Here is a 24,006-nt window from a genome sequence, read left to right as displayed (position 1 = left end):
CGAACCCGCGCAACCGACACGAAGGAGACGATGTGCTGAAGAATCTGGACCCGCTGTTGAACGCCGACATCCTGCATGCGCTGCGCGCAATGGGACACGGCGACGAACTGGTGATCTGCGACGCGAATTTCCCCGGCGACTCCGTCGCCCGCGCAACCGTGCTTGGCAAGGTGCTGCGCCTCGACGGCGTCGATTCGGCGCGCGCGGTTCGCGCGGTGCTGTCGGTGATGCCGCTCGATACGTTCGTCGAACATCCGGCGCTGCGTATGGAAGTGGTCGGCGAGCCGAACACGATTCCGGCTGTGCAACGTGAAGTGCAGGCTGAAATCGACGCAGCCGAAGGTCGCAGCGTGCCGCTTGCCTCGATCGAACGGTTTGCGTTTTACGAGCGTGCCCGCAAGGCTTACTGCGTGATCGCAACCGGCGAACAGCGCGGCTACGGCTGCTTCGTTTTCAGCAAGGGCGTATTGCTCGCGCCGGACGCGCCACGCGACCCCGCAAGGAACGACGCATGAACACGCAGCCCGAACGCGGCGGCCGGGTTGTCATCCTCGGCATCTACGTAACCGATCTGACGTTTCGCGCCGCGCGCATGCCGCTGATCGGCGAAACGATTGCCGGTACCGCGTTCGCGATGGGGCCAGGCGGTAAGGGCTCGAATCAGGCGGTTGCGGCCGCGCGAGCAGGCGCCGATGTGGTGTTCTGCACGCGCATCGGCAATGATGCGTTCGGCGAGATTGCACGCGCGACATGGGCGACCGAAGGCATCACCGCGCGCGCCACGACAGTCGACAATCTATCGACTGGTGCCGCACACATCTTCGTCGACGAGACGACCGGCATGAACGCGATCATCGTCGCGGCCGGTGCGGCCGGCACGATGAGCGCCACCGACGTCGATGCAATCGAAGCCGATATCGCCGCTGCGCGTGTGTTCGTCACGCAGCTCGAGCAGCCGCTGCCGGCTGCGCGGCGCGGTCTCGAAGTCGCGCGGCGACATGGTGTGATCACCGTGTTCAATCCGGCGCCGGCTATGCCGCTGCCCGACGATCTCTATCCGCTGTGCGACTACATCACGCCAAACGAAACGGAAGCCGAAGCGCTGACGGGTGTGCCGATCGAATCGATCGACGACGCGCGCCGTGCCGCTGAGCTGCTGCTCGAGAAGGGCGTCGGCACAGCCATCATTACGCTCGGCGAAGCGGGCGCGTTGCTGCATTCGGCGCAGCAGTCGGTGCTGGTGCCGGCGTTCCGCTGCGGCAAGGTGGTCGAAACCGCGGGCGCGGGCGACGGCTTTACCGGCGGGTTCGCAGCGGCGCTTGCGCGCGGCGCCGACCCCGTTGAAGCGATGCGCTTCGGCTGTGCGCTAGCGGGCATCTCCGTTACGCGGCCGGGCACCGCGCCGTCGATGCCGAGTTTGAGCGAAGTGAATCAGGTGTTGAGCGACGCAGCGCGCGCCGGGAGTCGATAGGACTTTCGTGCAGGCCGTTGTCGATGTCGCGATACAGGTTACAGGCAGTCCCGCAGTCAGAAGGAGCTGGTCGTCATCATGAAGTCCTTGCCTGCCGCCGGAAAGCTGTTCGCCGACCGGCAACTGAATTTTCTGCTCATCGTCAACGTACTGGTCGTGGTGATTGCGACGGTACTGTCGCATGGCTTGTTCGTCGGAATCGACAACCTGCAGTCGATGGGTAGTCAGCTACCCGAACTCGGCCTGCTTGCGCTCGGCATCATGCTATCGATGATTTCCGGCAACGGCGGCATCGATCTGTCGGGCGTCGGACTTGCCAATCTGTCGGGGATGGTCGCCGCGCTGATCGTGCCGCACTTCGTAAGCGGCGACGATTCGCCGGTGCTCTATACGTCGCTGTTTTGCGTGATCGTGGTTGCGATGGGGCTGCTCGGTGGGCTGCTGAACGGCGTCGTGATCGCTCGGTTGCAACTCACACCGATTCTCTGCACGCTCGGCACGCAGTTGCTGTTCACCGGCTTTGCCGTGGTGCTCAGCAATGGTGCTTCGGTGCACGTCGACTACGTCGATCCTCTGTCGGACATCGGCAACGGCACCGTGTTTCAGGTACCGATTTCGTTTGTCATCTTCATCGCGGCAATCGTCGTGCTGGGCTGGCTGCTCAGGCGCAGCCCATTCGGCCTGCGCCTGTATCTGATGGGCACGAACCCGAAGGCCGCGTTTTACGCGGGAATTCCGCGTACGCGCATGCTCGTGCTTACCTATGCGATGTGCGGCGTACTCGCATCGCTGGCGGGTTTGATCAGCACGTCGCATACGTCGAGCGCGAAGTGGGACTACGGCAATTCGTATCTGCTGATCGCGATCCTGATCGCCGTAATGGGCGGCGTGAATCCCGCCGGCGGCTACGGACGCATTATCTGTGTGTTCTTTGCAGCAACCGTGCTGCAATTTCTATCGAGCCTGTTCAATCTACTCGGCGTGTCGCAGTTCTTCGGCGACTGCACATGGGGTTTCCTGTTGCTGCTGTCGCTTGCGTTTGCGGGTGGCGAACGGGTGCGTGCGATCTTCGGCTTCGTGCGCGCCGACCGCGTGCAGACGAAGCCTTAGACGAGCGCAATCGAACGCAATCGAACGCAACTGAGCAGGCGCGATGATGGAGTAAAGATGAGTAGCGATCGTGTGACGAAGCTCATTTTGAGGGTTCTCGGCGAGGTGGAGGCATTGTTGCCTGACCAGCTTTCGAGTGCGCATCAGCATGGGGCGTCGGCTTCTCTTGGCTTGGTCGATGGTGGAAAAATCATCCGGGGTTATCTGGACCACCGGGAAATGGGACTGGCGCTCGAGCATCTGACCTACATGGTCCTCGAGGTGCCTCTTCCCCTGTCACCCCGATGCCATAGCGATATCAACGAGGCTGCCTCAAGGTTGAGGCTGCCGGGGCTTTAAGGACCACAAAAAAGGAGACATGGCATGAAACTGACTCGACTGGCTGCCGCCGTGGCAGCGGGGACTCTCGCAGCAGGCGTGATCGTCGCGGCGCAGGCGGCAACCAACGAGACGATCGTCACGGTCGTCAAGGTGACGGGCATCAGCTGGTTCAACCGGATGGATGACGGCGTGAAGGAATTCGCGAAGGACACGCCGGGCGTGACCGCTTACCAGACCGGACCGGGACGCGCAGATGCAGCGCAACAGTTGAAGATCATCGAAGATCTGATCGCGAAGAAAGTCAACGCGATCGCGGTGGTGCCATACGATCCGCCCACCCTTGAACCTGCGCTGAAGAAAGCGATGGATCGCGGCATCAAGGTCGTCACGCACGAGGCCGACAACGAGAAGAACACGATGGTCGACATCGAGGCGTTCGACAACACGGCGTACGGCGCCGGTCTCAACGAACGGCTCGCATCGTGCATGCACGACGAAGGCAAGTGGGCGGTGCTGGTCGGCTCGCTGGGCAGCCGCTCGCAGGTGCAGTGGGCCGACGGCGGCATCGACAACGCGAAGGCGAAGTATCCGAAGATGAATCTCGTCGAACCGAAACTCGAAACCAATAACGATGGCGAGCGCGCCTACGAAGTCGCGAAAGAAGTGCTGCGCAAGCATCCGGACCTGAAGGGCTTCCAGGGGTCGTCGTCGCTCGACATCATCGGTATCGGTCGAGCGGTCGAAGAAGCGGGCCTGCAGGGCAAGATCTGCGTGTACGGCACGGGCCTGCCGACCGAAGCGGGCAAGTTCCTCGAAAGCGGCGCGGTGAACGGCATCGCGTTCTGGGATCCGAAGCTTGCCGGCCTCGCGATGAACAAGATCGCGAAGCTGTTGCTCGATGGCAAGACCGTCGAGAACGGCGCCGATCTCGGCATTCCGGGCTACAACAAGGTGACTGTGGCGAAGGGACCGGGCAAGGGCATCATCGTGCGCGGTCAGGGTTGGGTGAACGTCGACAAGTCGAACTACAAGCAGTATCCGTTCTGATCGCACGCTTCGATCAGACTAACGGCGCGCCGGTAGCCATACCGGTGCGTTATCTTCGCGGTGCGTCATGACGAATCAAGCGGTCACATCCACGCCGTTCCTGCAGGTGGTCGGCGTACATAAACGGTTCACAGGCGTGCATGCGCTGCGCGGCGTGAGCCTGTCGTTCGAGCGCGGGCAGATCTATCACCTGCTCGGCGAGAACGGCTGCGGCAAGAGCACGCTGATCAAGATCATCTCCGGTGCGCAGCCGCCCGACGAAGGCGAACTGATCGTCGAAGGTGTGCGGCACGCGCGATTGAGCGCGCTCGAAGCGCTGGCCGCCGGCATCGAAACAGTCTATCAGGACCTGTCGTTGCTGCCGAACATGAGCGTCGCCGAAAACGTCGGGCTGACCTCGGAACTTGCAGAACACGGCGGACGTCTTGCGCGAACGTTCGATCGTCGTGCACTGGCTCGCACGGCGGCGCGTGCGCTGCAGTCGGTCGGCCTGCCTGGCGATGCTGCGTTTCTCGGCACACTGGTCGAACAGCTGCCGCTCGCGACGCGCCAACTGGTGGCGATCGCGCGTGCGATTGCGAGCGAGGCGCGCTTCGTCATCATGGACGAACCGACAACCTCGCTCACGCAAAAGGAAGTCGACAACCTGATCGCCGTGCTCGCGAATCTGCGTGCGCAGGGCGTCACGGTGCTGTTCGTCAGCCACAAGCTCGACGAGTGTTATGCGATTGGCGGCGAGGTCATCGTGCTGCGCGACGGCCAGAAGATGGCGCAGGGACCGATTGCAAACTATACGAAGGCGCAGATCAGCGAACTGATGACAGGGCGCCATCTGTCGACCGAACGTTACCGCGAAGGCGGCCTTGGTCAGGACATCGTGCTCGACGTGCGCGGCCTGTCGCGCGCGGGGCAATTCAGCGACGTGACGTTCGCGCTGCACCGCGGCGAGATTGTCGGCGTGACGGGGTTGCTCGATTCGGGCCGCAACGAACTGGCGCGCGCGCTTGCCGGCGTGGCGCCGGCGCAGAGCGGGACGGTCGTGCTCGAAGGCCGGCCGATCAGATTGCGCACACCTTCGGATGCGCGCCAGCAGCGAATCGGTTACGTGCCGGAAGACCGCCTGAACGAAGGGTTGTTTCTCGATAAATCGATTCGCGACAACGTGATCACCGCGCTGATCACGAACCTGCGCGACCGCTTCGGCCAGGTCGACAGCAAGCGCGCGCAGGCACTTGCCGAGCAGACGGTGAACGATCTGCAGATCGCGACGCCGGGCGTCGACAAGCCGGTGCAATCACTGTCCGGCGGCAACCAGCAGCGCGTGCTGATCGGCCGCTGGCTCGCAATCGATCCGCACGTGCTGATCCTGCATGGACCGACGGTCGGTGTCGACGTGGGTTCGAAGGACATCATCTACCGGATCATGCAGCAACTATCGAAGCGCGGCATCGGCATCATTCTGATCAGCGACGATCTGCCTGAGCTGCTGCAAAACTGCGACCGCATTCTGTTGATGAAGAAAGGACGTGTGGCCAATGAGTACCGTGCGGACGAGCTGGACGAGGCGGGGCTGTACCGTGCGTTGCTGTCGGACGCAGCATAATCGAGGGTGTTATCCAGTATGAATTCGCGTACCGACCCGACCATGAACCCGCCGCCCGTCATCGACGTTGCGCCGCGAGTCAAACCGCCGAGCCTCGGCACGAGGCTGACGCGCAATCCCGAATGGCTCACGATGGCGTTGATCGTGGCGATCTGTGTGATTGTCGGGGCGATCAATCCGCGCTTCTTCCAGCTCGCGACGCTGTTCGATCTGCTGCACTCGGCGACGACGATGTCGTTGTTTGCGCTGGGGACGCTCGTGGTGCTCGCATCGGGCGGTATCGATGTGTCGTTCACGGCGATCGGCGCGTTGACGATGTATTCGATCACCAAGGCTGTGTTCGCGTGGTGGCCGGACGCACCGTTTGCATTGATCCTGCTGCTGGGTGCGCTGGGCGGTGTCGTGCTCGGTGTGATCAACGGGTTGCTGGTGCACCGGTTGAAGGCGCCTTCGCTGATCGTGACGATCGGCACACAGTATCTGTACCGCGGCATCCTGCTGACTTTTGTCGGGACGACGTTCTTCATGAACATCCCGTACAGCATGGACCGGTTCGGCCGCGTGCCGCTGTTTTTCTATCACACCGCCGATGGGTTGCGCGCAGTGCTGCCGGTTTCGGTGGTGGCGCTGTTTCTCGCGGCGGGGGTGACGTGGTGGCTTTTGAACCGCACGATGATGGGGCGTGGTGTGTACGCGATGGGCGGCAGTCTCGCGATTGCGGAACGGCTTGGCTACAACCTGCGGGCGATTCATCTTTTTGTGTTTGGTTATACGGGGATGCTGGCGGGTATCGCGGGCATTTTGCATGTGTCGAATAATCGCCTCGCGAATCCGTTCGATCTGGTGGGTTCGGAACTCGATGTGATTGCGGCTGTGATACTGGGTGGGGCACGGATTACGGGGGGCACCGGGACGGTTGCGGGACCTTGCTGGGGGTGGTGCTGGTGACGCTGATCAACGGCGTATTGATACTGGTTGGGGTGCCGAGTACCTGGCAGAAGGTGATTGTCGGGGCGTTCATCCTGATTGCCGGGACTATGTTTGCTTTTCAGCGGAGGTGATTTTTTGCTTCAGATTTCGCTGTGCATTTTCGTTTTGTTTTTGCTGTCCTCTCTTTTTCTCTCAGTGGTTGATTTCTCTCTCGCTGGTTGACGGTCCCTCGGCTGTCATCCGGCGATTTTTTTGTTTTTGCCTGTGCAGGCGGCTCGTTATTAGCGCCTCGCGGCGCAGGCGTTGCCCCTGTGCGGGGCGGCACCTTCTTTCTTTGCCGCGGCAAAGAAAGAAGGCAAAGAAAGCCGCTCGAAACGTTACCGGGTCCTTTCCATGTGCCGCCTTCGTGGCCCGCACCTAAGTGTCGTCCTCGCACTGAAACGGCGGTGGTCCGAGACGAGATCATCCCTCGCACCTTCTGCGGTAGTGACAAGGCAATCATTCATCCCGCTCGCACTGCGTGCTCGCGGTTGGGTGATCACGGGGGAGGGGACGGGACGGCAGGTGTTAGCCCTCCCGCTTGCGGGTAATAAGCACAACGACCAGAGCGACAACCAGGCATGCGAGTCCGGCACTGCCATTCAGCAGGTCGCCCCAGCCGGGTCCTAGCGTCGCGGCCATCGCATTGAAAGGATGAAATAGCTCTATCAGGACTCCGATGGAAATAAGAATGAGCGGTAGCACAAGTTTGCGTGGCATGGTCTTCCTCCGTTCTGGCTGGCAACACATGACGGGACTGCTCGATTCGTATCGAGGCCCGTCAATTCTGCTACTGCACACACCGACGTGTCGACATCGCGGGCAAGAAGCCGAGATCGAATACGAGAGGCACCAAACAAAGACGAGGCAGGTTATGCCCATCGGCGGCGAAGCCCGCCGGAACGAATGAGCGCCTTGTCACTACAGCAGAAGGTGCGAGGGATGACCTCGTCTCGGACCACTATCGTGTCATTGCGAGGGCGACACTTAGGTGCGGGCCACGAAGACTACACATGGAAAGGACTAGGTAACGTTTCGAGCGGCTTTCTTTGCCTTCTTTCTTTGCCGCGGCAAAGAAAGAAGGTGCCGCCCCGCACAGGGGCAACGCCTGCGCCGCGAGGCGCTAACAAGAAGCCGCCTGCACAGGCAAACAAACCAGCCGCGAGGCGCTAACAAGAAGCCGCTGGCCCAGGCAAACAATCCAGCCGCGAGGCGCAAAAGAAAAGCCGACTGCACAGGCAGAAAAAAAATCACTTCCGTTTTCGAATCTCCTGCCCCTTCTCCGTAATGATCGAATCGAAATCGTCGATCTGCGAAAACCTCACCGCCTTCAACAAACCAAACTTGCTCGTATCCACCACGAGATGCCGCTCCACCGCGCTCGCCATCGCCGCCTGCTTCAACGCCACCTCATGAAAATTCCAGCACGTCACACCGCGCTCCACATCGACCCCGCCCGCAGAGATGAACGCCTTGTTGATCCCCATGCGTCGTAACGTCTCGAGACTCTCATCGCCCGCAAACGAATCCGACGACGGCACATACACCCCGCCCAGCAAGATCATTCGCACATTCGGCTTGCGCCGCAAAATCTCCGCCACGTTCAGCGAGTAACACACCACCGTCACGTGCCGCTCCGCAGGAATCAAGCGCGCCAGCGTCGCCAACGTCGTACCGCAATCGATAAACAACGTCTCGTTATCGCCAATCAGTTTCGCCGCATACGCCGACGCATCCGCCTTCGCCTGCGCGAAATGATCCTTCTCCTGCTCCAGCGAATAACCGGCCGTGTTCGGCACATCGGTCGCGCTGACGATATACCCGCCCAGATACGTGAAATGCCCAGGGCTCGCCGCAATATCGCGGCGCACAGTCATTTCCGATACCCCAAGCAAGGTGGCGGCATCGCGCAGACGCATCACGTTCTGTCTCGCCAGTGCGTCGGCCAGCGCCCGCAGGCGTTCGGATTTCAGCATGGTGGTCCCGGTGACAACGCGTCACTACGCGTCAGGTTGTGAAGGTGTGAGCGCGTTATGTTTCGCTCGATTTCATGAAAAGATTATAACAAGCAGATGCACGTGCGGGTCACGTGTTTTTAGGCGATTTTCACGGCTTTTCGACCCGGGGGCCGCATGGCACGGGCGTTCGCGGCATACGGTTTCGCTTGGAAAAGGTGGGTAATGCACATATGCTGACGTCAGCGCCCGGGAACTGCCGCAGCGCTTCCCGGTCTTCTGCTTAATTCATTACAGGAGCCCCCCTCATGACGCGTCCCGTCGATTCCGGCGTAATCTTCATTGCACGCCTTGCTCTCGCTGTGTTGTTCCTGTGGGGCGGCGTGACGAAACTGCTCGGATACGCGGGCTTTGTCAGCTACATGCAATCGAAGGGCGTGCCGGTCGTGCAGATCGCTGCGCCGATCGCCGTCGCGGTCGAAACGCTCGGTGGTCTGTTTCTCGTGCTCGGCTTCAAGATCCGTCCGCTCGGCTTCATCCTGGCCGTCTATACGATCGCGACCGCGGTCCTCGGGCACGACTTCTGGAATATCACCGACCCCGTCATGCAGCACGACATGCTGATCCATTTCCTGAAGAACGTAGGCATCGCCGGCGGCTTTCTGTTGCTCTGCACGACAGGGGCGGGACGTATCAGCATCGACGGTGCGCGCGCACCGCGTAGCGGTCTCGGCAGGTAATCAGATAACGCGGGCACGGTTCGCCGCGCGCGATGTTTGCAAATGCGGTTCTGCATTGGGAGTGACGTGATGATTCAAAGTTTTGAGCAGACGATCGGTGGCGAGGTGAAGGCATTCTGCGCGAGCCTCGGCGAAGGGCCGACGTCGCACAATCGTGTGATTATCAGCGAGGCCGATTCGGCGTTGACGCTCGTCGTGTTCGATGCATCCGGATTTTTCGGTGCGTTGAAGGCCGAGATCGAGCAACCGGCACAACTGATCGCAAATGCGATCAGCAAGGCAAAGAGCGAAGGGTTGATAGAGCGCGCACTGAGCTCGGGTGAAGTCCAGGAGGCTGCGCTGTAGTTTCATCTGTCATGGCACCCACGATGCATACGTATCGTGGGTGTTGGTTCTTGGTACGCAACTACGTCGCAGTGCGCGCATCCGTCTTCGTCGCGTGTCGTGCATGCGGCTCGGGATGCACCAGGCACCCGAGCACTGCGCCGATCAGCAGCAATCCCGCCGAGACTGCGGTCGCAGCCTGCACCCCAAACACAATATGCGCGACACCTGCCCCGCTTGCGAGTGCGCCGAAGGTCGCGACGCCAACCGCGCCGCCGGCCTGGCGCGCGGTATTAAGAATGGCGGACGCGGTGCCGGCACGCTGCGGTTCGACGCTCGCGAGCACAGCGGTGGTCATCGCGGGGACCGCGAGGCCCATACCCGAAGGGATCAACAGGAACGGCACCAGTAGCCCGACCAGCGACGTATCGGCATTCACGAAATGCAGCAGCCCATAGCCGAGCGCCGCGGTCAACGCACCGACAATCATCGGCACACGCACGCCATATCGCGCGACAACCCAGCCGCTCGCGACGTTCGAGATCAGAAACCCGCCGGTGAGCGGCAGGAACGCGAGACCGGCCTGCAACGGCGTGTCACCACGTACGCGTTGCAGATACAGGCTCAGTACGAACACGACGCCGTAGTAGGTCAGGTTCACGCAGATACCGAATAGCACCGAAGCGCTGAAGGTGCGGTTGCCGAACAGCGGTAGCGGCATCATCGGGGCGCGCACCCGGCGTTCGACTGCGATGAAGAGACTGCCGGCCACCAGCGCGAGCACGAAACCACCCGCCACGAGAGGATGCGTGAGGCCAAGCGGCCGCCATTCGATGACCGCAGCCGTGAACGCGGTCAGCGTGACGACTGCGAGGCACTGGCCGGGAAGGTCGAGACCGCGCGGTGACTGCGTCGCATTGCTGGACGCAGCGGTCGAACGCGCTGGACCTGGCACCCACGCAAAGGTCGCGATGAAGCCGGCCACGCAGAGCGGTAGATTGACAAGAAAGATGCTGCGCCAGCCGAATGCCGCGATTAGCAGCCCGCCGATCACCGGGCCCGCTGCAATGGATACTGCACCAGCGGCAGTCCACAAACCGACCGCACGGGCACGCAGTTTCGGATCGTGCCGACACGCCTGATTGAGCAGTGCTAGTGAGTTCGGCAGCATCGCCGCGGCGCCGATGCCTTGCAGCGCACGCGCGGCCACGAGCGTCGTGGCGTTCGTCGCGAGTCCACAGGCGAGCGACGCGAGCGCGAACAGCGCAATACCGGCCGCGAAGGTGCGACGCGCGCCGAGCCGGTCGCCGAGCACACCGGCTGACAGCATCAGTACCGCAAACGACAGCGTGTACGCGTCGACGATCCATTGCAGACCGGCGACGTTCGCCTGCAGATCCGTGCCGATCCGCGCAAGCGCAATGTTGACGATAGTCACGTCGAGCTGCGTGACAACGAAGGCCACGCTGACCGTCGCAAGGATGCGCGCGAGCGCAGGCGTGAACGGGACGTGAGGAGAGGCGGGGGTGGAGGTCGTGTTCATGAGAGACATGGTATAGCCATGTCACAGCCGATGTTTCGGCGTCATCTGAACTATCGATGCAGGTTTGCGTGCGTCTATCGCGCCGCGGCGGCGTGGCACGCCGCCGCGGCGTAAAGCTTCAAAGGCATACCATCGGCGCCATCTAGCTCCTGCCGCCGATCGTATCGATCGGCAGGAACGCGCCTTGCTGCACTTTATAGATCGTCACCGGTGCATCTTTCAGATCGCCCTTCGAATCGTAGGCGATGTCGCTTGACGTCACGCCCTTCAAATCGGTCTTCTGCAAAAACGGTGTGTAGATCTTCGGATCGGTGGAGTTCGCGTTTTTCATCGCGGTGAGCAGCGCGATCGTGCCGTCGTATGAATACGGCGCGTAGGTGACGGGGTTCTCGTGGAAGCGCGCTTCATAGCGCGTTTCGAAGCCCTTGAAGCCCGGCATCCGCTGGTTCGGCAAACCGCCCATGTAGACGATCGCACCTTCCGCCGCGCTGCCGCCCACCTTCAGGAACGTCGGTGACTTCGACATCTCGCCGGTGATGAATGCCGACCCGATGCCGAGCTGGCGCATCTTGCGGATCATCGGCGACGATTGTGCGTCGCCGCCGCCGTAGAAGATCGCATCGGGGTTCATGCCCTTGAGGTTGGTCAGGATCGCGGCGAAATCGAGTGCCTTGTCGTTGGTGAAGTCGCGCTTGATCACGGTGCCGCCCGCGGCCTGCACGGCGTTCGCGAATTCGTCGGCGATGCCCTGGCCGTAGGCGGTGCGGTCGTCGATGATCGCTATGCGCCGGTATTTCAGCGTCTTCACGACATACGTACCCATGATGCTGCCCGCCTGCGAATCGCTCGTGAGCAGACGGTACGTTGTCTTGTAGCCGCGTGCCGTGTATTGCGGCGAGGTCGCCATCGAAATCTGCGGCAGGCCCGCGTGGTCGTACAGATCCGAAGCCGGAATGCTGGTACCCGAATTGAAGTGGCCGATGATGCCGCGCACGTTCTCGTCGATCAGTCGTTGCGCAACCGTCGTACCGGTGCGCGGATCGGCCTGGTCGTCTTCGGCTTCGAGCACGAACTTGACCGGCTTGCCACCGATAGTCGGATTCGTCGCGTTGAAATCGTCGACTGCGAGTTGCGCGCCTTTTTGCATGTCGATGCCGTAGTTCGACTGCGGGCCGGTGAGCGGCGCAGCGAAGCCGATCTTGACGATATCCCCCGACGCTGCACGAGCAATGCCGCCTCCAAGCGCTGCCACCGTCGCAAGCGATGCGACCGCGAAATGCCGTACCTTGAGCTTCACTGTGATCTCCCCCGTTATGGATGCGCGACGGCGCGCACGATGTGCGGCGCCGTCGGCGTTACGTCGACAGCCGTGGTAGTGCGGGTAGTGCAACTGCTGAAACCAGGGCAACTGCGAAAGCGGCGCTGTTTTACAGCGACGGAAGGGCTGGGCGCGCTTCGATCGCGTGGCGGATCAGCGCTTCGACAGCCTTGCGTTCGTCGCCGACGAGCGGCAGACGCGGCGGACGCACAGGCTCGGTGCCAAGACCGACGATCGTTTCCGCGAGCTTGATGTTCTGCACGAGCTTTGCGGAGACATCGAGTGCGAGCAGCGGCGCGAACCAGCGGTAGATCGCGCGCGCTTCTTCGAGGCGGCCCGCTTTCAGCAGCTTGTAGATCGCCACAGTCTCGTGCGGAAACGCGCAGACGAGACCGGCCACCCAGCCATGTGCGCCCATCAGCAGGGCTTCCATTGCGAGGTTGTCGACGCCGCACAGAATCGCGAAACGGTCGCCGACTGCGTTGATCAGGTCGGTCACGCGGCGCACGTCGCCGCACGATTCCTTGATCGCGACGATTTTCTTTTCATCGGCGATCTCGGCGAACATCTCGGGCGTCATGTCGACGCCGTACGCGAGCGGGTTGTTGTAGATCATCAGCGGCAGCGCGCTCGCGCTTGCCACCGAGCGGAAGTGATGCAGCGTCTCGCGCCGGTCCGACAGATAGCGCAGGCCCGGCAAGACCATGTAGCCGCTCGCGCCGTGCTTTGCACCGGCTTCGGCCTGGCGGCAGCCATCGAGTGTGCTGTTTTCGGCAATCGTCAGCAGCACCGGCACGCGACCATGCGATGCTTCCACCGCGATATCGAGCACCTCAAGCTTCTCGTCGAGAGAAAGCGTCGATGCCTCTCCCAACGAACCGCACACGATGATGCCGTCGACCCCCGCCTCGATCTGCGCGTCGATGTTCTTCCCGGTCCACGCACGGTCTATGCTGAAATCCGCGTTGAACTTGGTGGTGACCGCAGGCCATACGCCTTCCCAGATATGCGCCACGACTGCTCTCCTGAATGTTTCGGGTGGTATTGAGTGAGTCGCAGTTTAAGCATGGAAAAACAATGCGTCTTGCGCGATTCGCGCGTACCGCATGACGATTTCGGCACAACCGGCGCGTTGCTGGCGCACGTCGCCGCGGTTACAGCAGACCCGATTCTCGCTTTGTGCCGAAATCGTCACAATCGACGCGCAACGGCGCCAAGACTCGCAGCCGTCGGGTTTCTACCATGGCGGCATGAAAACCCTGAACATCATCGACTCCCATACCGGCGGCGAGCCGACCCGCCTCGTCACCTCGGGCGGCCCGGATCTCGGCAGTGGCACGCTCGCTGAACGACTCGAGCGGTTTCGCTCGCACTTCGACGCGTGGCGCGCAGGCATCGTCACCGAACCGCGCGGCTCGGACGTGATGGTCGGCGCGTTGCTGTGCGAACCGAACGACCCGGAATGCGCGGCAGGTGTGATCTTTTTCAACAACGTCGGCTATCTCGGCATGTGCGGACACGGCACGATCGGACTTGTCGTGTCGCTTGCGCATATGGGCCGCATCGGACCGGGACGGCATCGCATCGAAACGCCGGTCGGCGTCGTCGAAGCGACGCTCAACGACGACGGCAGCGTCGCGCTGCGCAACGTGCCCGCGTCGCGGTTTCGCAAGGACGTGAGCGTCGATGTACCTGGATACGGTAGCTTCACCGGCGATATCGGCTGGGGCGGTAACTGGTTCTTTCTGGTTGCGGATCACGGCCGTGCGCTCGTGCCGTCGAACATCGCCGAGCTGACCGCGTTCAGCGACGCGATGCGCGACGCGCTTATCGCGCAGGGCATCACCGGCGCGGACGGCGCATTGATCGATCACATCGAACTGTTTGGCCCGGGTTCGCGCGACGGTATCGACAGCCGCAGTTTCGTGCTGTGTCCAGGCAGCGCGTACGATCGCTCGCCTTGCGGCACCGGCACGAGCGCAAAGGTCGCGTGTCTCGCGGCGGACGGCAAGCTGGCCGAAGGGGCAGTGTGGCGCCAGGAGAGCATCATCGGCAGTGTGTTCGATGCGAGTTATCGGCACAGTGGCGACGGGCGCACCGTGGTGCCGACTATTACCGGTCGTGCGTACATCATGGCGGAAGGACGTTTATGTTTCGACGAGCACGATCCGTTCGCGTGGGGCGTGCATACCGCATGAGCGCCGGGATGGGCTCACACACTATTGCAGATGCGATCGTCGTCGGCGCGGGGATTGTTGGCGCAGCATGCGCGGCGGAACTGGCGGCGTACGGGCTGCGGGTCGACGTGATCGATGCGCAAGGGATCGGTGGCGGCGCGACTGCCGCGGGCATGGGGCATCTCGTCGTGATGAACGATTCGCCCGCCGAGTTCGCATTGACCCGCTATGCACGCGTACTGTGGCTCGCGCTCGCACCCGAGTTGCGCGCGCGCGACGCGTTCGCGCGCTGCGGTACGCTGTGGGTCGCCGCCGACGATGAAGAATGGCGCGCGGCCCTCGCGATGCACGAAGCGTTCGCATCGCAGGGTGTAGCCGGCGAGCTGCTCGACGCCGCCGCGTTGCGAGCCTGCGAGCCGGCGCTCGCGCCCGGCATGGCCGGGGGCTTGCGCATTACCGACGACAGCATCGTCTACGCACCGACCGCCGCGCAGTGGCTGCTCGAAGCGTCGCCGGCTGCGGCGAAAATCCGCGTGCGGACCGGTGCCGAAGTCGTAGCCGTCGATGCCGAAGGCGTCACGCTCGCCAACGGCGAGCACGTGCGAGGCGCGCGTGTAATCGTCGCGAACGGCAGTGGCGCGCGGCGGCTCGTGCCGTCGGTGCCGTTGCGACCGAAGAAGGGTCATCTGCTGATCACCGATCGCTACCCGGGGTTGATCCGGCATCAACTGCTCGAGCTCGGCTATATCAAGAGCGCGCATCACGCGACAGGAACGTCCGTTGCGTTCAATGCGCAGCCGCGGCCGACCGGCCAGTTGCTGCTCGGCTCGTCGCGCCAGTTCGATACAACCGATCCTGCAGTCGAGATGCCGGTGCTTGCACAGATGCTGCGGCGCGCGGCGCGCTATCTGCCCGAGTTGCCGACGCTCAACGGGCTGCGTGCGTGGACCGGGTTTCGGGCCGCTTCGCCGGACGGCTTACCGTTGATCGGCCCAGCCGGCGATGCCGCGCCTGGTGTGTGGCTCGCCGTGGGCCATGAGGGGCTCGGTGTCACGACATCGCTTGCTACTGCGAAGCTGCTCGCCGCACAGATCCTGCGCACCGATCCGCCGATTCCCGTCGCTCCATATTTACCGCAGCGCTTTGCGCCCGCGCATGACGGACCGGAGATGGAGACGCTGCAATGAATGACGCACGGGTGCAGGTGACGATCGACGGCCGCGTGGTTGCTGTGCCTGCGGGTACGAGCGTTGCGGCCGCTCTTGCAATCGAAGGTGTTCGCGGCACGCGTACGTCGGTGAGCGGTCAGCCGAGAGCCGCCGTGTGCGGGATGGGTGTGTGCCAGGAATGTCGCGTAACGATCGACGGCCGTGCGCACGTGCTGGGCTGTCAGACTCTGTGCCGCGATGGGCTGGTAGTCGAAACGACGGGCGGTGTCGCGCGATGAATGAGCACTACGACGTCGTTATTGTCGGCGCAGGGCCGGCTGGACTCAGCGCGGCGCGTACGGCTGCGCGCTCGGGCGCGCGCGTCGCGGTGCTCGACGACAATCCGCGCGTGGGCGGGCAGGTGTGGCGTCAGGGGCCGGCTCATCCGCCGCAGGCCGCGTTGCGCGAGCGGCTCGCCGCGCTCGCCGACGACGCATCGCAGATAACCGTATGGCCCTCGACCCGTATCGTTGCGCCGCTCGACGCGCGCGGTCTGCTGGTGGAATCGGCGGAGCGGGGCGGTGCCACGATTGCCTACGACCGCCTGATTCTCGCGACCGGTGCGCGCGAACGGTTGTTGCCGTTTGCCGGCTGGACGCTGCCCGGCGTGACCGGCGCAGGCGGCTTGCAGGCGCTCATCAAAGGCGGCATGCCGGTGCGCGGCGAGCGCATCGTGATAGCCGGCAGCGGGCCACTGCTGCTCGCCGCATTCGCGACCGCGCGCGATGCGGGCGCACAGGTACTGGCTGTCGTCGAGCAGGCGCCGCGAGCTGCGCTCATGCGCTTCGGCGCTTCGCTTGCAGTGACACCGTCGAAGCTGTGGCAGGCATTCAAGTTGACGCACGGCTTCGTGGGTTCTCGCTATTGGAGCGGCAGCGTGGTGCGCGCAGCGCGCGGTGCGGAACGTGTCGAAGCGGTCGAGATCCGTCGCGCCGACGGCCGCGCGGTGACGCTTGCATGCGATCGCGTGGCGTGCGGTTACGGGCTCACACCGAACGTCGAGCTTGCGAGGGCGCTCGGTTGTGCGATGCGTGCAGATGGCAGCATCGCCGTTGACGATGCACAACGAACATCCGTCGACGGCGTGTATGCGGCCGGAGAATGCACCGGCGTCGGCGGCGTGGAGCTGGCGTGCGTCGAAGGGGAGATTGCGGGTTGGGCGGTGGGTGGCGGTGCGGGCAATACATCCGAAGCGGCGCATCTACGCGCGCAGCGTGCACGCTGGCAGCGCTTCGCTGCAAGGCTGCACACGGCGTTCGCACTGGGCGAAGCAGCACTAGCGATGCCACCCGACAACACACTGCTGTGCCGCTGCGAAGACGTGACCTGCGGGGAGGTTCGCGCGCAGCCGGACTGGCGTGCGGCGCGCCTGCACACGCGCTGCGGGATGGGTGCGTGCCAGGGGCGGGTTTGCGGAACGGCTGCGCAGACACTGTTCGGTTGGGACGTGGCGCAGTGGCGTCCGCCGCTCGGCGCGACGCGGATCGAGACGCTGATGGCTGCGGATCGGGTGGGGGCACACACCGCTGCATGAACCGGTGTATCGACCGGCGGACGAATAGGCTCGTCAACCGGCGCATCGATCACCACAAACCCCCACGCGCGAGCCCGCACTTCCACCCCGGTTACCCCCGGATTCTTTCACCTGCCGCGCGGCCCTATAATCGGCCGCACCGACGCTCTTCGCGCTCGATAGACGCGCTCCGCAAGATGACCATGCCGGTTCCCCCGACCGATTCGCCGACATCGCTCGATTCGCTGCTGCCACTCTATCCGGCAGACGCAACGCTAAGCGGTATGCTCGCGCACTTCACGCTGCTCGAACCGATCTTCGATGCGATGCCCGACGTCGTGTTCTTCGTGAAGGACGCGCACGCGCGCTATGCGCTCGTGAACCGCACGCTCGCGTCGCGCTGCGGCCAGAAGGACAAGCAGGCATTGCTCGGCAAGACCGCCGAAGATGTCTTTCCGCGCCGCTTCGGCCGCATCTATACCGCGCAGGACAAGGCAGTGATCGACGTAGGCAACCAGATGGTCGATCAGCTGGAGCTGCATCTCTACGCGGGCCGCCAGCCCGGTTGGTGCCTGACCTGCAAGCAGCCGCTGCGCGATGCGGCTGGTCGCGTAGTCGGTCTTGCCGGTATTTCGCGCGATTTGCGAGCCGACGAAGGCAGCCATCCCGCGTATAGCCGTCTTGCCGCGGTGGTCCAGTACATCCAGGACAACTACGTGCAGCCGCTGAATCTGAAACAACTGGCGGCGATGGCGGACATGTCGGTGGCGCAGCTCGAACGCTACTTCCACAAGGTGTTTCACCTGACGCCGCGCCAGGTGCTGTTGAAGACGCGACTCGACGCGGCCACCGCGCTGCTGATGTCGCATGACAAGGTCACCGACGTCGCCGCGCTGTGCGGCTACACCGATCACAGCGCATTCACGCGGCAGTTCAAGGCGACCGTCGGCGTCACACCGAGCGAGTACCGTACGCTGCTGCATGGCCACGTGCGCGGCTGAGTGCAACCGACATGGCCGCCCGCACACCCCGTCTGCGCTATTACGTGTATGTGGTCTTGCTCGCGGATACGGTCTGGAACGAGGCGCGCTTTCGCCGCGCGAATCCGGAATACCGGTTCGACAAACCGTGTGTCTATGTGGGAATGACCGGGCTCGATCCCGATCTGCGCTTCGACCGTCACAAGGCCGACATTCAGGCGAATCGCTACGTGCGCGAATATGGTGTGCGTTTGATGCCCGAGCTCTACGAGGTGTTCAATCCGCTGCCGTACGACGGTGCACGGGACATGGAAGTCGAACTGGGGATCGGGCTGCGTGAAGCGGGTTATGCGGTGTGGCAGGCGTGACGGGTACAAACAGGCGCTGATACTGAGTCGAGGTTCGGCGCTGCGCTACTTACTTCTTGTTACGTGTTTCTTATCTGATGCCGAGGCCGCGCAGGACCGCATTGCCTTCAGGTGTGAGTCGGATTTGCGGTACACCGGCGTCGGAAGCGACTGTCTCAACCAGACCGGCTTCCTGAAGCATCGGAATTTCCGGTTTCGCGAACGCCTGGATCGGCGCGTTCAGCAGCAACAGCAAGGTCGCGAGTTCGTGATGGCTCAGCAGGCGGCGCAGGATGGTTGGCTTTTTCGGGGCGGCCGGCGCAGCTTCCGCGGGAATGTCTCTAGTCTTCATGGGCGCACCTCGTGCAAGTCTGTTCGACGGATGATGCGGACCAAGACTTAAACCATTCTTAAGATCGCCGTGATTCCGCGGCTTTTATCATCCGCCGACCATTACTGACGGTTACCCTGCGGCGCCCGTGCACATTACGATGCGCAGGTTTTGCCCGCGCTCTCGAGCCAGAGGTTTGACATGTGGCGCTTGCCCGCATAAAAGCGGTACGTCGTTCCGCCGTTATCGCTGCGTACCTTGACGATATTCGAGTCGCCGAAATCGAGCATCTTGCCTTGCGGGATCGCGCTCGTCTGGAAGCTCGTGTTGTGTTTCGCGGCCTCCTGGGTCAGACACTGGATGACGTCATCGACGGGGCGCCGGGTCAACGTATCGGCGACCGGGTCGCCGGCATCGGGGTTCTGGAACTGCCCACAGGCGGCGAGCAGCAGCGGGACTGACAGGGAAATCGCAAGCTTCCTCATATTCCTCCTTGGTTTTCGATCGATGCGGACAGCGTGAAATGGAGCTTTACGTCGTAGTTCAGTTTCGCTTCACGTGCCGCCGGCCCAAACGAGCATTATATCGACCTGTGAATATGGCACCTGGCGCCGCCGGCGGGGTAACCGCCGGCAAACTAGCCAGACGATGCGTATCAGGAACGTTAAAGCGCTAGAAAGCGACCGCGATACCGAGCATGCCGACGAACTGCGAACTCGTCGACGACGGTGTTGAGTTCTGCGAGTCGCCAACCACCGGCGCGGCATTGACGATATCGCCCGCGCCTTGCGCGCCGAGCGTTTGCCCGGTCGCGTGCTGCCACGCTTCGAGCGCATACAGCGTCGTGCGCTTCGACAGGTGGTAAGACTGCTTTAGCGAGTACTGCTGGTAGCGTGCCGCGCTCGAGATGCCATTCGCCTTCGAGGCCAGCGTGTACGAGAAAGCACCGGCGATATCGAATGCAGGCGTGAAGCGGTACACGCCGAGCGCGCCGTAGGTGTTGAAGACGGCGGTGTCGGCGAAGATCGAGCGACCGCCCGCCATGTACTCGACATTCGTGTACGTGAGGCCGAGCATCAGACTTCCGATCGTGTAGTCGCCGGCTACGGCGATGTGCTGGATCGCGCGCGCCGAGATATAGCCCTGGTTCAGCGTCGACGTACCGAAGCTCCCCGTCGATGCCGGATCGAAGCCGGTCGTCGAGCCGGCATTATCGATGCGCAGGTAACCGGCGGCGAGCCCGACCGGCCCGTTCGAATAGTGCAGCGCGCCGCTCAGGGTCTGACCTTTGCCGGTGCTGCCCGCGATGCCGCCCAGCGCGTACATCGCGCTTGCCTGCAGTCCGTACCAGGTCGGTGATGTGTAGACCAGCGCATTGTTGATGCGGATCGTCGTGTCGAGCCCGTCGATATCGCCGGGATGCGCACCGGTCGCACCCGTCAGCCAGTTGCTCGAGGCGAGCGGGCCGACCAGCAGGAAATACGGCGTGTACTGGCGGCCCATCGTGAACGTGCCGTAAGTCTGGTTTTGCAGACCGACGAACGCCTGGCGGTTGAACAGCAAGCCGCTCGACGACGCCGCGCCCGAGTTCAGATCGTAGCCCGCCTGCAGATCGAAGATTGCGCTCGTGCCACCGCCCAGATCCTCGTTGCCGCGCAGACCGAACTTCGATGCATACAGGTTGCCCTGGCGCAGATACCAGTCCGAATGGCCTTTCTGGTTATTGGCGTACGCGATGGAGTTATCGGCGATGCCGTACAGCGTCACGCTGCTTTGTGCGAATGCCGGACTGGCCACGAGCGTGGCGCCGGCTGCGAACAGCATCTTGCTCAACCGGCGACGGGGTTGTGTCCTCTCCATACCTGTCTCCTTACCTTTGTCGTTCAAGCCGCTGATGCGGCGTTTATGAAATCGTTTCCGGAATCGTGTTCCGGATTTTTGTCAAACATACACGTATTTTTGATAAAGTTGTCAAACAATTGTGTGGCCGGTGTTGTGGCGATGCCGGTTCCGAACGGGGGGATCTTATGCAGCGGGGCAATGCCCGATGAAGTCATCGTTTCTGGTGGGATTGATCGGTAGCGGGATCAGCGCTTCGCTGAGCCCGGCGATGCACGAAGAAGAGGGCAGGCAACTCGGCTTGCAGTATGTGTATAGGCGGATCGATCTGGATGTGCTGCGGCTCGATACGGCTGCGCTGCCGGCGTTGCTGGTCGCTGCCGAGCGGATGGGTTTCGACGGTCTGAACATTACCTATCCGTGCAAGCAGCAGATCGTTCCGCTTCTCGATGCGCTGTCCGACGATGCGCGTGCGCTCGGCGCGGTCAATACCGTGTTGCTCAAGGACGGCAAGCGCATCGGTCATAACACTGACTGGTCAGGCTTTGCGCGCGCGTTTCGCCGTGGCCTGCCAGGTGCGCAGCTTGAGTGCGTCGTGCAACTCGGCGCCGGCGGCGCGGGAGCGGCGGTCGCGCATGCGGCGCTGATGCTCGGTACGCGCGCGCTCACGCTGTTCGATGTTGATGCGGCGCGTGCCGATGCGCTCGCTAGCGAACTGCAAGCGCGTTTCCCAGCCGCGTCGGTGGCGGCGGGCGGCTCGCTCGAACATGCGATGGCGCAGGCGCAGGGGCTGATCCACGCGACGCCGACCGGTATGGCGAAGCAGCCGGGTTTGCCGCTACCCGCCGAACTGCTGCACCCCGCGCTGTGGGTGGCAGATATCGTCTATTTCCCGATTCGCACCGCACTGCTGGAAGCCGCCGAAGCGGCCGGCTGTCGCACGCTTGCGGGCGGCGGAATGGCCGCGTATCAGGCAGCCGATGCGTTGCGTCTCTTCACGGGGCATGAACCCGACGCGGAGAGGATGTTCGCGCATCTGCAGACGCTGCTGCGCCGGTAGTGCCGCGCATTTCGTTAGCCAGGAGACAGCTGAATTAAACCGACACCACCATCCACTTCCACCGAACTGTCCCAGCGAAGCGATACGACGACCGCCTCCGGCGGCGCTTCGCAACCGGCCATGCGTCGCTCGAACGCCCGCTACCGGGTGCTCGCGCTGCTGGCGGTCGGCACGATGATCAACTATCTCGACCGGACCGTGCTCGGCATCGCCGCGCCGCAGTTGACGAAAGAACTCGGGATCAACGCGGCGTTGATGGGCGTGATGTTCTCGGCGTTCTCATGGAGCTATGTCGCGTCGCAGATACCGGGCGGTCTGTTTCTCGATCGCTTCGGCAGCAAGGTCACGTACTTTCTGTCGATGACGCTCTGGTCGCTTTTCACACTCGCGCAAGGGTTCGTAAGCAGTGCGGCCGCGCTGTTCGCGTGCCGGCTTGGACTCGGCGTCACCGAGGCCCCGTGTTTTCCGGTCAATAGCCGCGTCGTCGCAACATGGTTTCCGCAGAGCGAACGCGCGATGGCGACCGGTACGTATACGGTCGGCGAATATATTGGCCTTGCGTTCTTTAGCCCGTTCCTGTTCGCGCTGATGGGTGCTTTCGGCTGGCGTGCGCTGTTTTATGTGGTGGGCGGTGTGGGTATCGTGTTCGGCATTGTGTGGTGGCGGTGCTATCGCGAGCCGCGCGACCATCCGGCGGCGAATGCCGCGGAACTGGAGTACATCGAGGCTGGTGGCGGTCTCACGCAGACGTTGCCGGTAGACGTGACGGCGACGGGCGCGCAGAAAGGCGGCTTCAAGTGGCGCACGATCGGGCGTTTGCTCAAGCACCGTCAACTGACAGGCATCTGTCTCGGCCAGTTCGCGGGCAATGCGACGCTCGTATTCTTCCTCACCTGGTTCCCAACCTACCTCGCAACCGAGCGTCACATGGGCTGGCTCAAGATCGGCTTCTTCGCGATCATGCCGTTCATTGCGGCGTCGCTTGGCGTGATGTTCGGTGGGACGCTTTCTGACTGGCTGCTACGGCACGGCCGATCGGCGAACGTCGCACGCAAGCTGCCGATCATCGCGGGGCTGCTGCTTGCTTCGACGATCGTGCTGGCGAACTACGTAGAGAGCAATGGGGCGGTGATCGCAATCCTTTCGATTGCGTTTTTCGCGCAGGGGATGGCGGCGCTCGGCTGGACGCTCGTGTCGGACATCGCACCGGAGGGATTGCTCGGCGTAACTGGCGGAATTTTCAATTTTGCCGCGAATCTGGCGGGCATCGTGACGCCGCTCGCGGTGGGCTTCATCGTTGCGGCGACCGGATCGTTCGTGTGGGCGCTTGCGCTTATCGGTGCGATTGCGCTGGCCGGCGCGGCGTCGTATCTCTTCGTGGTCGGCGATATCCGGCGGATCGTGCTTCAGGCTGACTCGGCGCGTTGACGAGCGTTGACTAGCGCTAACGAGTGTCAGCGCTTCACGAAGCGTAGCGTCGCATCGACGATCATCGCGCGATGCTGTTCCCGCATTCCCGGATGCGACAGGTCGCGGCCAAACGCGGTACCGAACGTGTGCCGGTTGCTGACCCGGTGAAAGCACAGCGAACTGATCAACAGATGCAGGTCGATCGCGTCGATGTCGGCGCGAAAGTCTCCGGTGGCCACACCGCGTGCAAGCAGGTCATGGATCGTCTGGATCGCGCTGGCGTTGAGCGACTTGAACGACGTCAACTGCGCGGCATACCTTGCGCCGTGGATATTCTCGATCGTGACAAGACGTACGAAATCGCGGTGTATGTCGTGATAGTCGAAGGTGAATTCGACCAGCGTGCACAGGCCTTCGACGGGCGTAAGTTCGCTGATGTGCAGGTCCTGTTCGAGCGCGCGGATGTCGCTGTACACCTTCTCGAGCACGGCTTCGTACAACCCTTCCTTGCTGCGGAAGTAGTAATACAGCATGCGTTTCGTGGTGTGCGTGCGTTCGGCGATCGCATCGACGCGCGCGCCCGCCAGTCCCATGGCGGAAAACTCCTGGGTGGCGACATCGAGAATGTTGCGCTTCGTCTGTTCGGGATCGTACTTACGGCGGCTTTCGGATGGAGGACCGTCCGGGTCGGGCGGGGCAGCCTGGGTTGCCTGTTTCATGGTGCGTTTTCAGCGGCGATG

25 protein-coding genes and 1 pseudogene are annotated in these 24,006 nt (G+C 62.8%); 17 read left to right on the top strand and 9 right to left on the bottom strand.

The features are described from left to right. The first annotated feature begins 32 nt into the window (after positions 1 to 32). From FNZ07_RS01620 to FNZ07_RS01590, 7 genes and pseudogenes are all read left to right on the top strand, one after another. The gene (locus tag FNZ07_RS01620) at positions 33 to 515 is read left to right on the top strand and encodes an RbsD/FucU family protein (protein WP_091007528.1); all 483 of its coding nucleotides are present in this window, start codon (positions 33 to 35) and stop codon (positions 513 to 515) included. After that, entirely contained in the window at positions 512 to 1,471 is a 960-nt protein-coding gene (rbsK, locus tag FNZ07_RS01615) for a ribokinase (RefSeq protein ID WP_091007525.1), read from the top strand. Before FNZ07_RS01620 ends, rbsK begins: the two co-directional genes overlap by 4 nt. Before the next feature lie 78 nt (positions 1,472 to 1,549). Continuing rightward, positions 1,550 to 2,581, top strand: coding sequence for an ABC transporter permease (locus FNZ07_RS01610; RefSeq protein ID WP_091007522.1), 1,032 nt, complete (start codon positions 1,550 to 1,552; stop codon positions 2,579 to 2,581). 57 nt (positions 2,582 to 2,638) lie between these two features. After that, entirely contained in the window at positions 2,639 to 2,920 is a 282-nt protein-coding gene (locus tag FNZ07_RS01605; protein WP_091007520.1) for a hypothetical protein, read from the top strand. 24 nt (positions 2,921 to 2,944) lie between these two features. Then, positions 2,945 to 3,949 carry an autoinducer 2 ABC transporter substrate-binding protein gene (locus FNZ07_RS01600; RefSeq protein ID WP_091007517.1) on the top strand — a complete coding sequence of 335 codons (1,005 nt, stop codon included), beginning with the start codon at positions 2,945 to 2,947 and terminating at the stop codon, positions 3,947 to 3,949. Between the two features lie 67 nt (positions 3,950 to 4,016). Next, positions 4,017 to 5,552 (top strand): sugar ABC transporter ATP-binding protein, encoded by a 1,536-nt coding sequence (locus FNZ07_RS01595; protein ID WP_091007514.1) that lies wholly within the window; start codon positions 4,017 to 4,019, stop codon positions 5,550 to 5,552. A gap of 18 nt (positions 5,553 to 5,570) precedes the next feature. Then, positions 5,571 to 6,613 (top strand): annotated as a pseudogene (locus tag FNZ07_RS01590) (ABC transporter permease). A gap of 436 nt (positions 6,614 to 7,049) precedes the next feature. Here FNZ07_RS01590 and FNZ07_RS01585 read toward each other — a convergent pair. Both FNZ07_RS01585 and FNZ07_RS01580 read right to left on the bottom strand, forming a co-directional pair. Then, on the bottom strand, positions 7,050 to 7,241 hold the full coding sequence (locus tag FNZ07_RS01585; RefSeq protein ID WP_091007508.1) for a hypothetical protein: 192 nt from the start codon (positions 7,239 to 7,241) through the stop codon (positions 7,050 to 7,052). A gap of 530 nt (positions 7,242 to 7,771) precedes the next feature. Continuing rightward, a complete protein-coding gene (locus FNZ07_RS01580; RefSeq protein WP_091007503.1) occupies positions 7,772 to 8,497 on the bottom strand; it encodes a DeoR/GlpR family DNA-binding transcription regulator in 726 nt (241 codons plus the stop codon). 287 nt (positions 8,498 to 8,784) lie between these two features. Here FNZ07_RS01580 and FNZ07_RS01575 point away from each other — a divergent pair, with 287 nt between their 5' ends. Further along, complete coding sequence (locus FNZ07_RS01575) at positions 8,785 to 9,216, top strand: DoxX family protein (protein WP_091007499.1); 432 nt, start codon at positions 8,785 to 8,787, stop codon at positions 9,214 to 9,216. A gap of 69 nt (positions 9,217 to 9,285) precedes the next feature. Further along, positions 9,286 to 9,561 (top strand): hypothetical protein, encoded by a 276-nt coding sequence (locus FNZ07_RS01570; RefSeq protein ID WP_091008855.1) that lies wholly within the window; start codon positions 9,286 to 9,288, stop codon positions 9,559 to 9,561. Positions 9,562 to 9,622: 61 nt separating this feature from the next. Here the strand turns inward: FNZ07_RS01570 and FNZ07_RS01565 are convergent, their stop codons facing one another. From FNZ07_RS01565 to FNZ07_RS01555, 3 genes are all read right to left on the bottom strand, one after another. Further along, positions 9,623 to 11,083, bottom strand: coding sequence for an MFS transporter (locus FNZ07_RS01565; RefSeq protein ID WP_091007494.1), 1,461 nt, complete (start codon positions 11,081 to 11,083; stop codon positions 9,623 to 9,625). Between the two features lie 142 nt (positions 11,084 to 11,225). After that, complete coding sequence (locus tag FNZ07_RS01560; RefSeq protein WP_091007490.1) at positions 11,226 to 12,380, bottom strand: branched-chain amino acid ABC transporter substrate-binding protein; 1,155 nt, start codon at positions 12,378 to 12,380, stop codon at positions 11,226 to 11,228. A 130-nt stretch (positions 12,381 to 12,510) separates the two neighbouring features. Then, positions 12,511 to 13,416, bottom strand: a complete 906-nt coding sequence (locus tag FNZ07_RS01555) for a dihydrodipicolinate synthase family protein (RefSeq protein WP_091007487.1) — start codon at positions 13,414 to 13,416, stop codon at positions 12,511 to 12,513. A gap of 235 nt (positions 13,417 to 13,651) precedes the next feature. On the opposite strand from FNZ07_RS01555, the gene FNZ07_RS01550 reads away from it, so the two are divergent. From FNZ07_RS01550 to FNZ07_RS01525, 6 genes are all read left to right on the top strand, one after another. Beyond that, on the top strand, positions 13,652 to 14,599 hold the full coding sequence (locus FNZ07_RS01550) for a 4-hydroxyproline epimerase (protein ID WP_091008852.1): 948 nt from the start codon (positions 13,652 to 13,654) through the stop codon (positions 14,597 to 14,599). A gap of 8 nt (positions 14,600 to 14,607) precedes the next feature. Next, positions 14,608 to 15,765 carry an NAD(P)/FAD-dependent oxidoreductase gene (locus tag FNZ07_RS01545; RefSeq protein ID WP_091007484.1) on the top strand — a complete coding sequence of 386 codons (1,158 nt, stop codon included), beginning with the start codon at positions 14,608 to 14,610 and terminating at the stop codon, positions 15,763 to 15,765. Next, entirely contained in the window at positions 15,762 to 16,025 is a 264-nt protein-coding gene (locus FNZ07_RS01540) for a (2Fe-2S)-binding protein (RefSeq protein WP_091007481.1), read from the top strand. The genes FNZ07_RS01545 and FNZ07_RS01540 overlap by 4 nt, the downstream gene beginning before the upstream one ends. Next, positions 16,022 to 17,320, top strand: coding sequence for an FAD-dependent oxidoreductase (locus FNZ07_RS01535; RefSeq protein ID WP_091007479.1), 1,299 nt, complete (start codon positions 16,022 to 16,024; stop codon positions 17,318 to 17,320). Before FNZ07_RS01540 ends, FNZ07_RS01535 begins: the two co-directional genes overlap by 4 nt. A 182-nt stretch (positions 17,321 to 17,502) precedes the next feature. Further along, positions 17,503 to 18,300: an AraC family transcriptional regulator gene (locus tag FNZ07_RS01530; protein WP_407670578.1), complete on the top strand. Its 798-nt coding sequence runs from the start codon at positions 17,503 to 17,505 to the stop codon at positions 18,298 to 18,300. Positions 18,301 to 18,311: 11 nt separating this feature from the next. Further along, complete coding sequence (locus FNZ07_RS01525; protein ID WP_091007476.1) at positions 18,312 to 18,647, top strand: hypothetical protein; 336 nt, start codon at positions 18,312 to 18,314, stop codon at positions 18,645 to 18,647. Positions 18,648 to 18,717: 70 nt separating this feature from the next. Here the strand turns inward: FNZ07_RS01525 and FNZ07_RS01520 are convergent, their stop codons facing one another. The 3 genes from FNZ07_RS01520 to FNZ07_RS01510 all read right to left on the bottom strand — a co-directional run bounded on the left by FNZ07_RS01520 (position 18,718) and on the right by FNZ07_RS01510 (position 20,781). After that, a complete protein-coding gene (locus FNZ07_RS01520; RefSeq protein WP_091007474.1) occupies positions 18,718 to 18,978 on the bottom strand; it encodes a hypothetical protein in 261 nt (86 codons plus the stop codon). Positions 18,979 to 19,112: 134 nt separating this feature from the next. Continuing rightward, positions 19,113 to 19,442: a hypothetical protein gene (locus FNZ07_RS01515; protein ID WP_091007472.1), complete on the bottom strand. Its 330-nt coding sequence runs from the start codon at positions 19,440 to 19,442 to the stop codon at positions 19,113 to 19,115. A 187-nt stretch (positions 19,443 to 19,629) separates the two neighbouring features. Continuing rightward, positions 19,630 to 20,781, bottom strand: a complete 1,152-nt coding sequence (locus tag FNZ07_RS01510; RefSeq protein ID WP_407670585.1) for a porin — start codon at positions 20,779 to 20,781, stop codon at positions 19,630 to 19,632. 223 nt (positions 20,782 to 21,004) lie between these two features. Between FNZ07_RS01510 and FNZ07_RS01505 the strand changes: the two genes are divergently transcribed. Together FNZ07_RS01505 and FNZ07_RS01500 are read left to right on the top strand one after the other, a co-directional pair. After that, the gene (locus tag FNZ07_RS01505) at positions 21,005 to 21,856 is read left to right on the top strand and encodes a shikimate dehydrogenase (RefSeq protein ID WP_091007465.1); all 852 of its coding nucleotides are present in this window, start codon (positions 21,005 to 21,007) and stop codon (positions 21,854 to 21,856) included. Positions 21,857 to 21,976: 120 nt separating this feature from the next. Next, positions 21,977 to 23,284, top strand: a complete 1,308-nt coding sequence (locus FNZ07_RS01500) for an MFS transporter (protein ID WP_091007461.1) — start codon at positions 21,977 to 21,979, stop codon at positions 23,282 to 23,284. A gap of 26 nt (positions 23,285 to 23,310) precedes the next feature. Here the strand turns inward: FNZ07_RS01500 and FNZ07_RS01495 are convergent, their stop codons facing one another. Further along, the gene (locus FNZ07_RS01495; RefSeq protein WP_091007458.1) at positions 23,311 to 23,985 is read right to left on the bottom strand and encodes a TetR/AcrR family transcriptional regulator; all 675 of its coding nucleotides are present in this window, start codon (positions 23,983 to 23,985) and stop codon (positions 23,311 to 23,313) included. Between the last annotated feature and the right edge of the window lie 21 nt (positions 23,986 to 24,006).

The organism is Paraburkholderia megapolitana, assembly GCF_007556815.1.
In the GTDB taxonomy this organism is placed as follows: Bacteria; Pseudomonadota; Gammaproteobacteria; order Burkholderiales; family Burkholderiaceae; genus Paraburkholderia; species Paraburkholderia megapolitana.
Note: the sequence above shows the minus strand (reverse complement) of the source record. Positions and strands in the feature narration are given on the sequence as shown.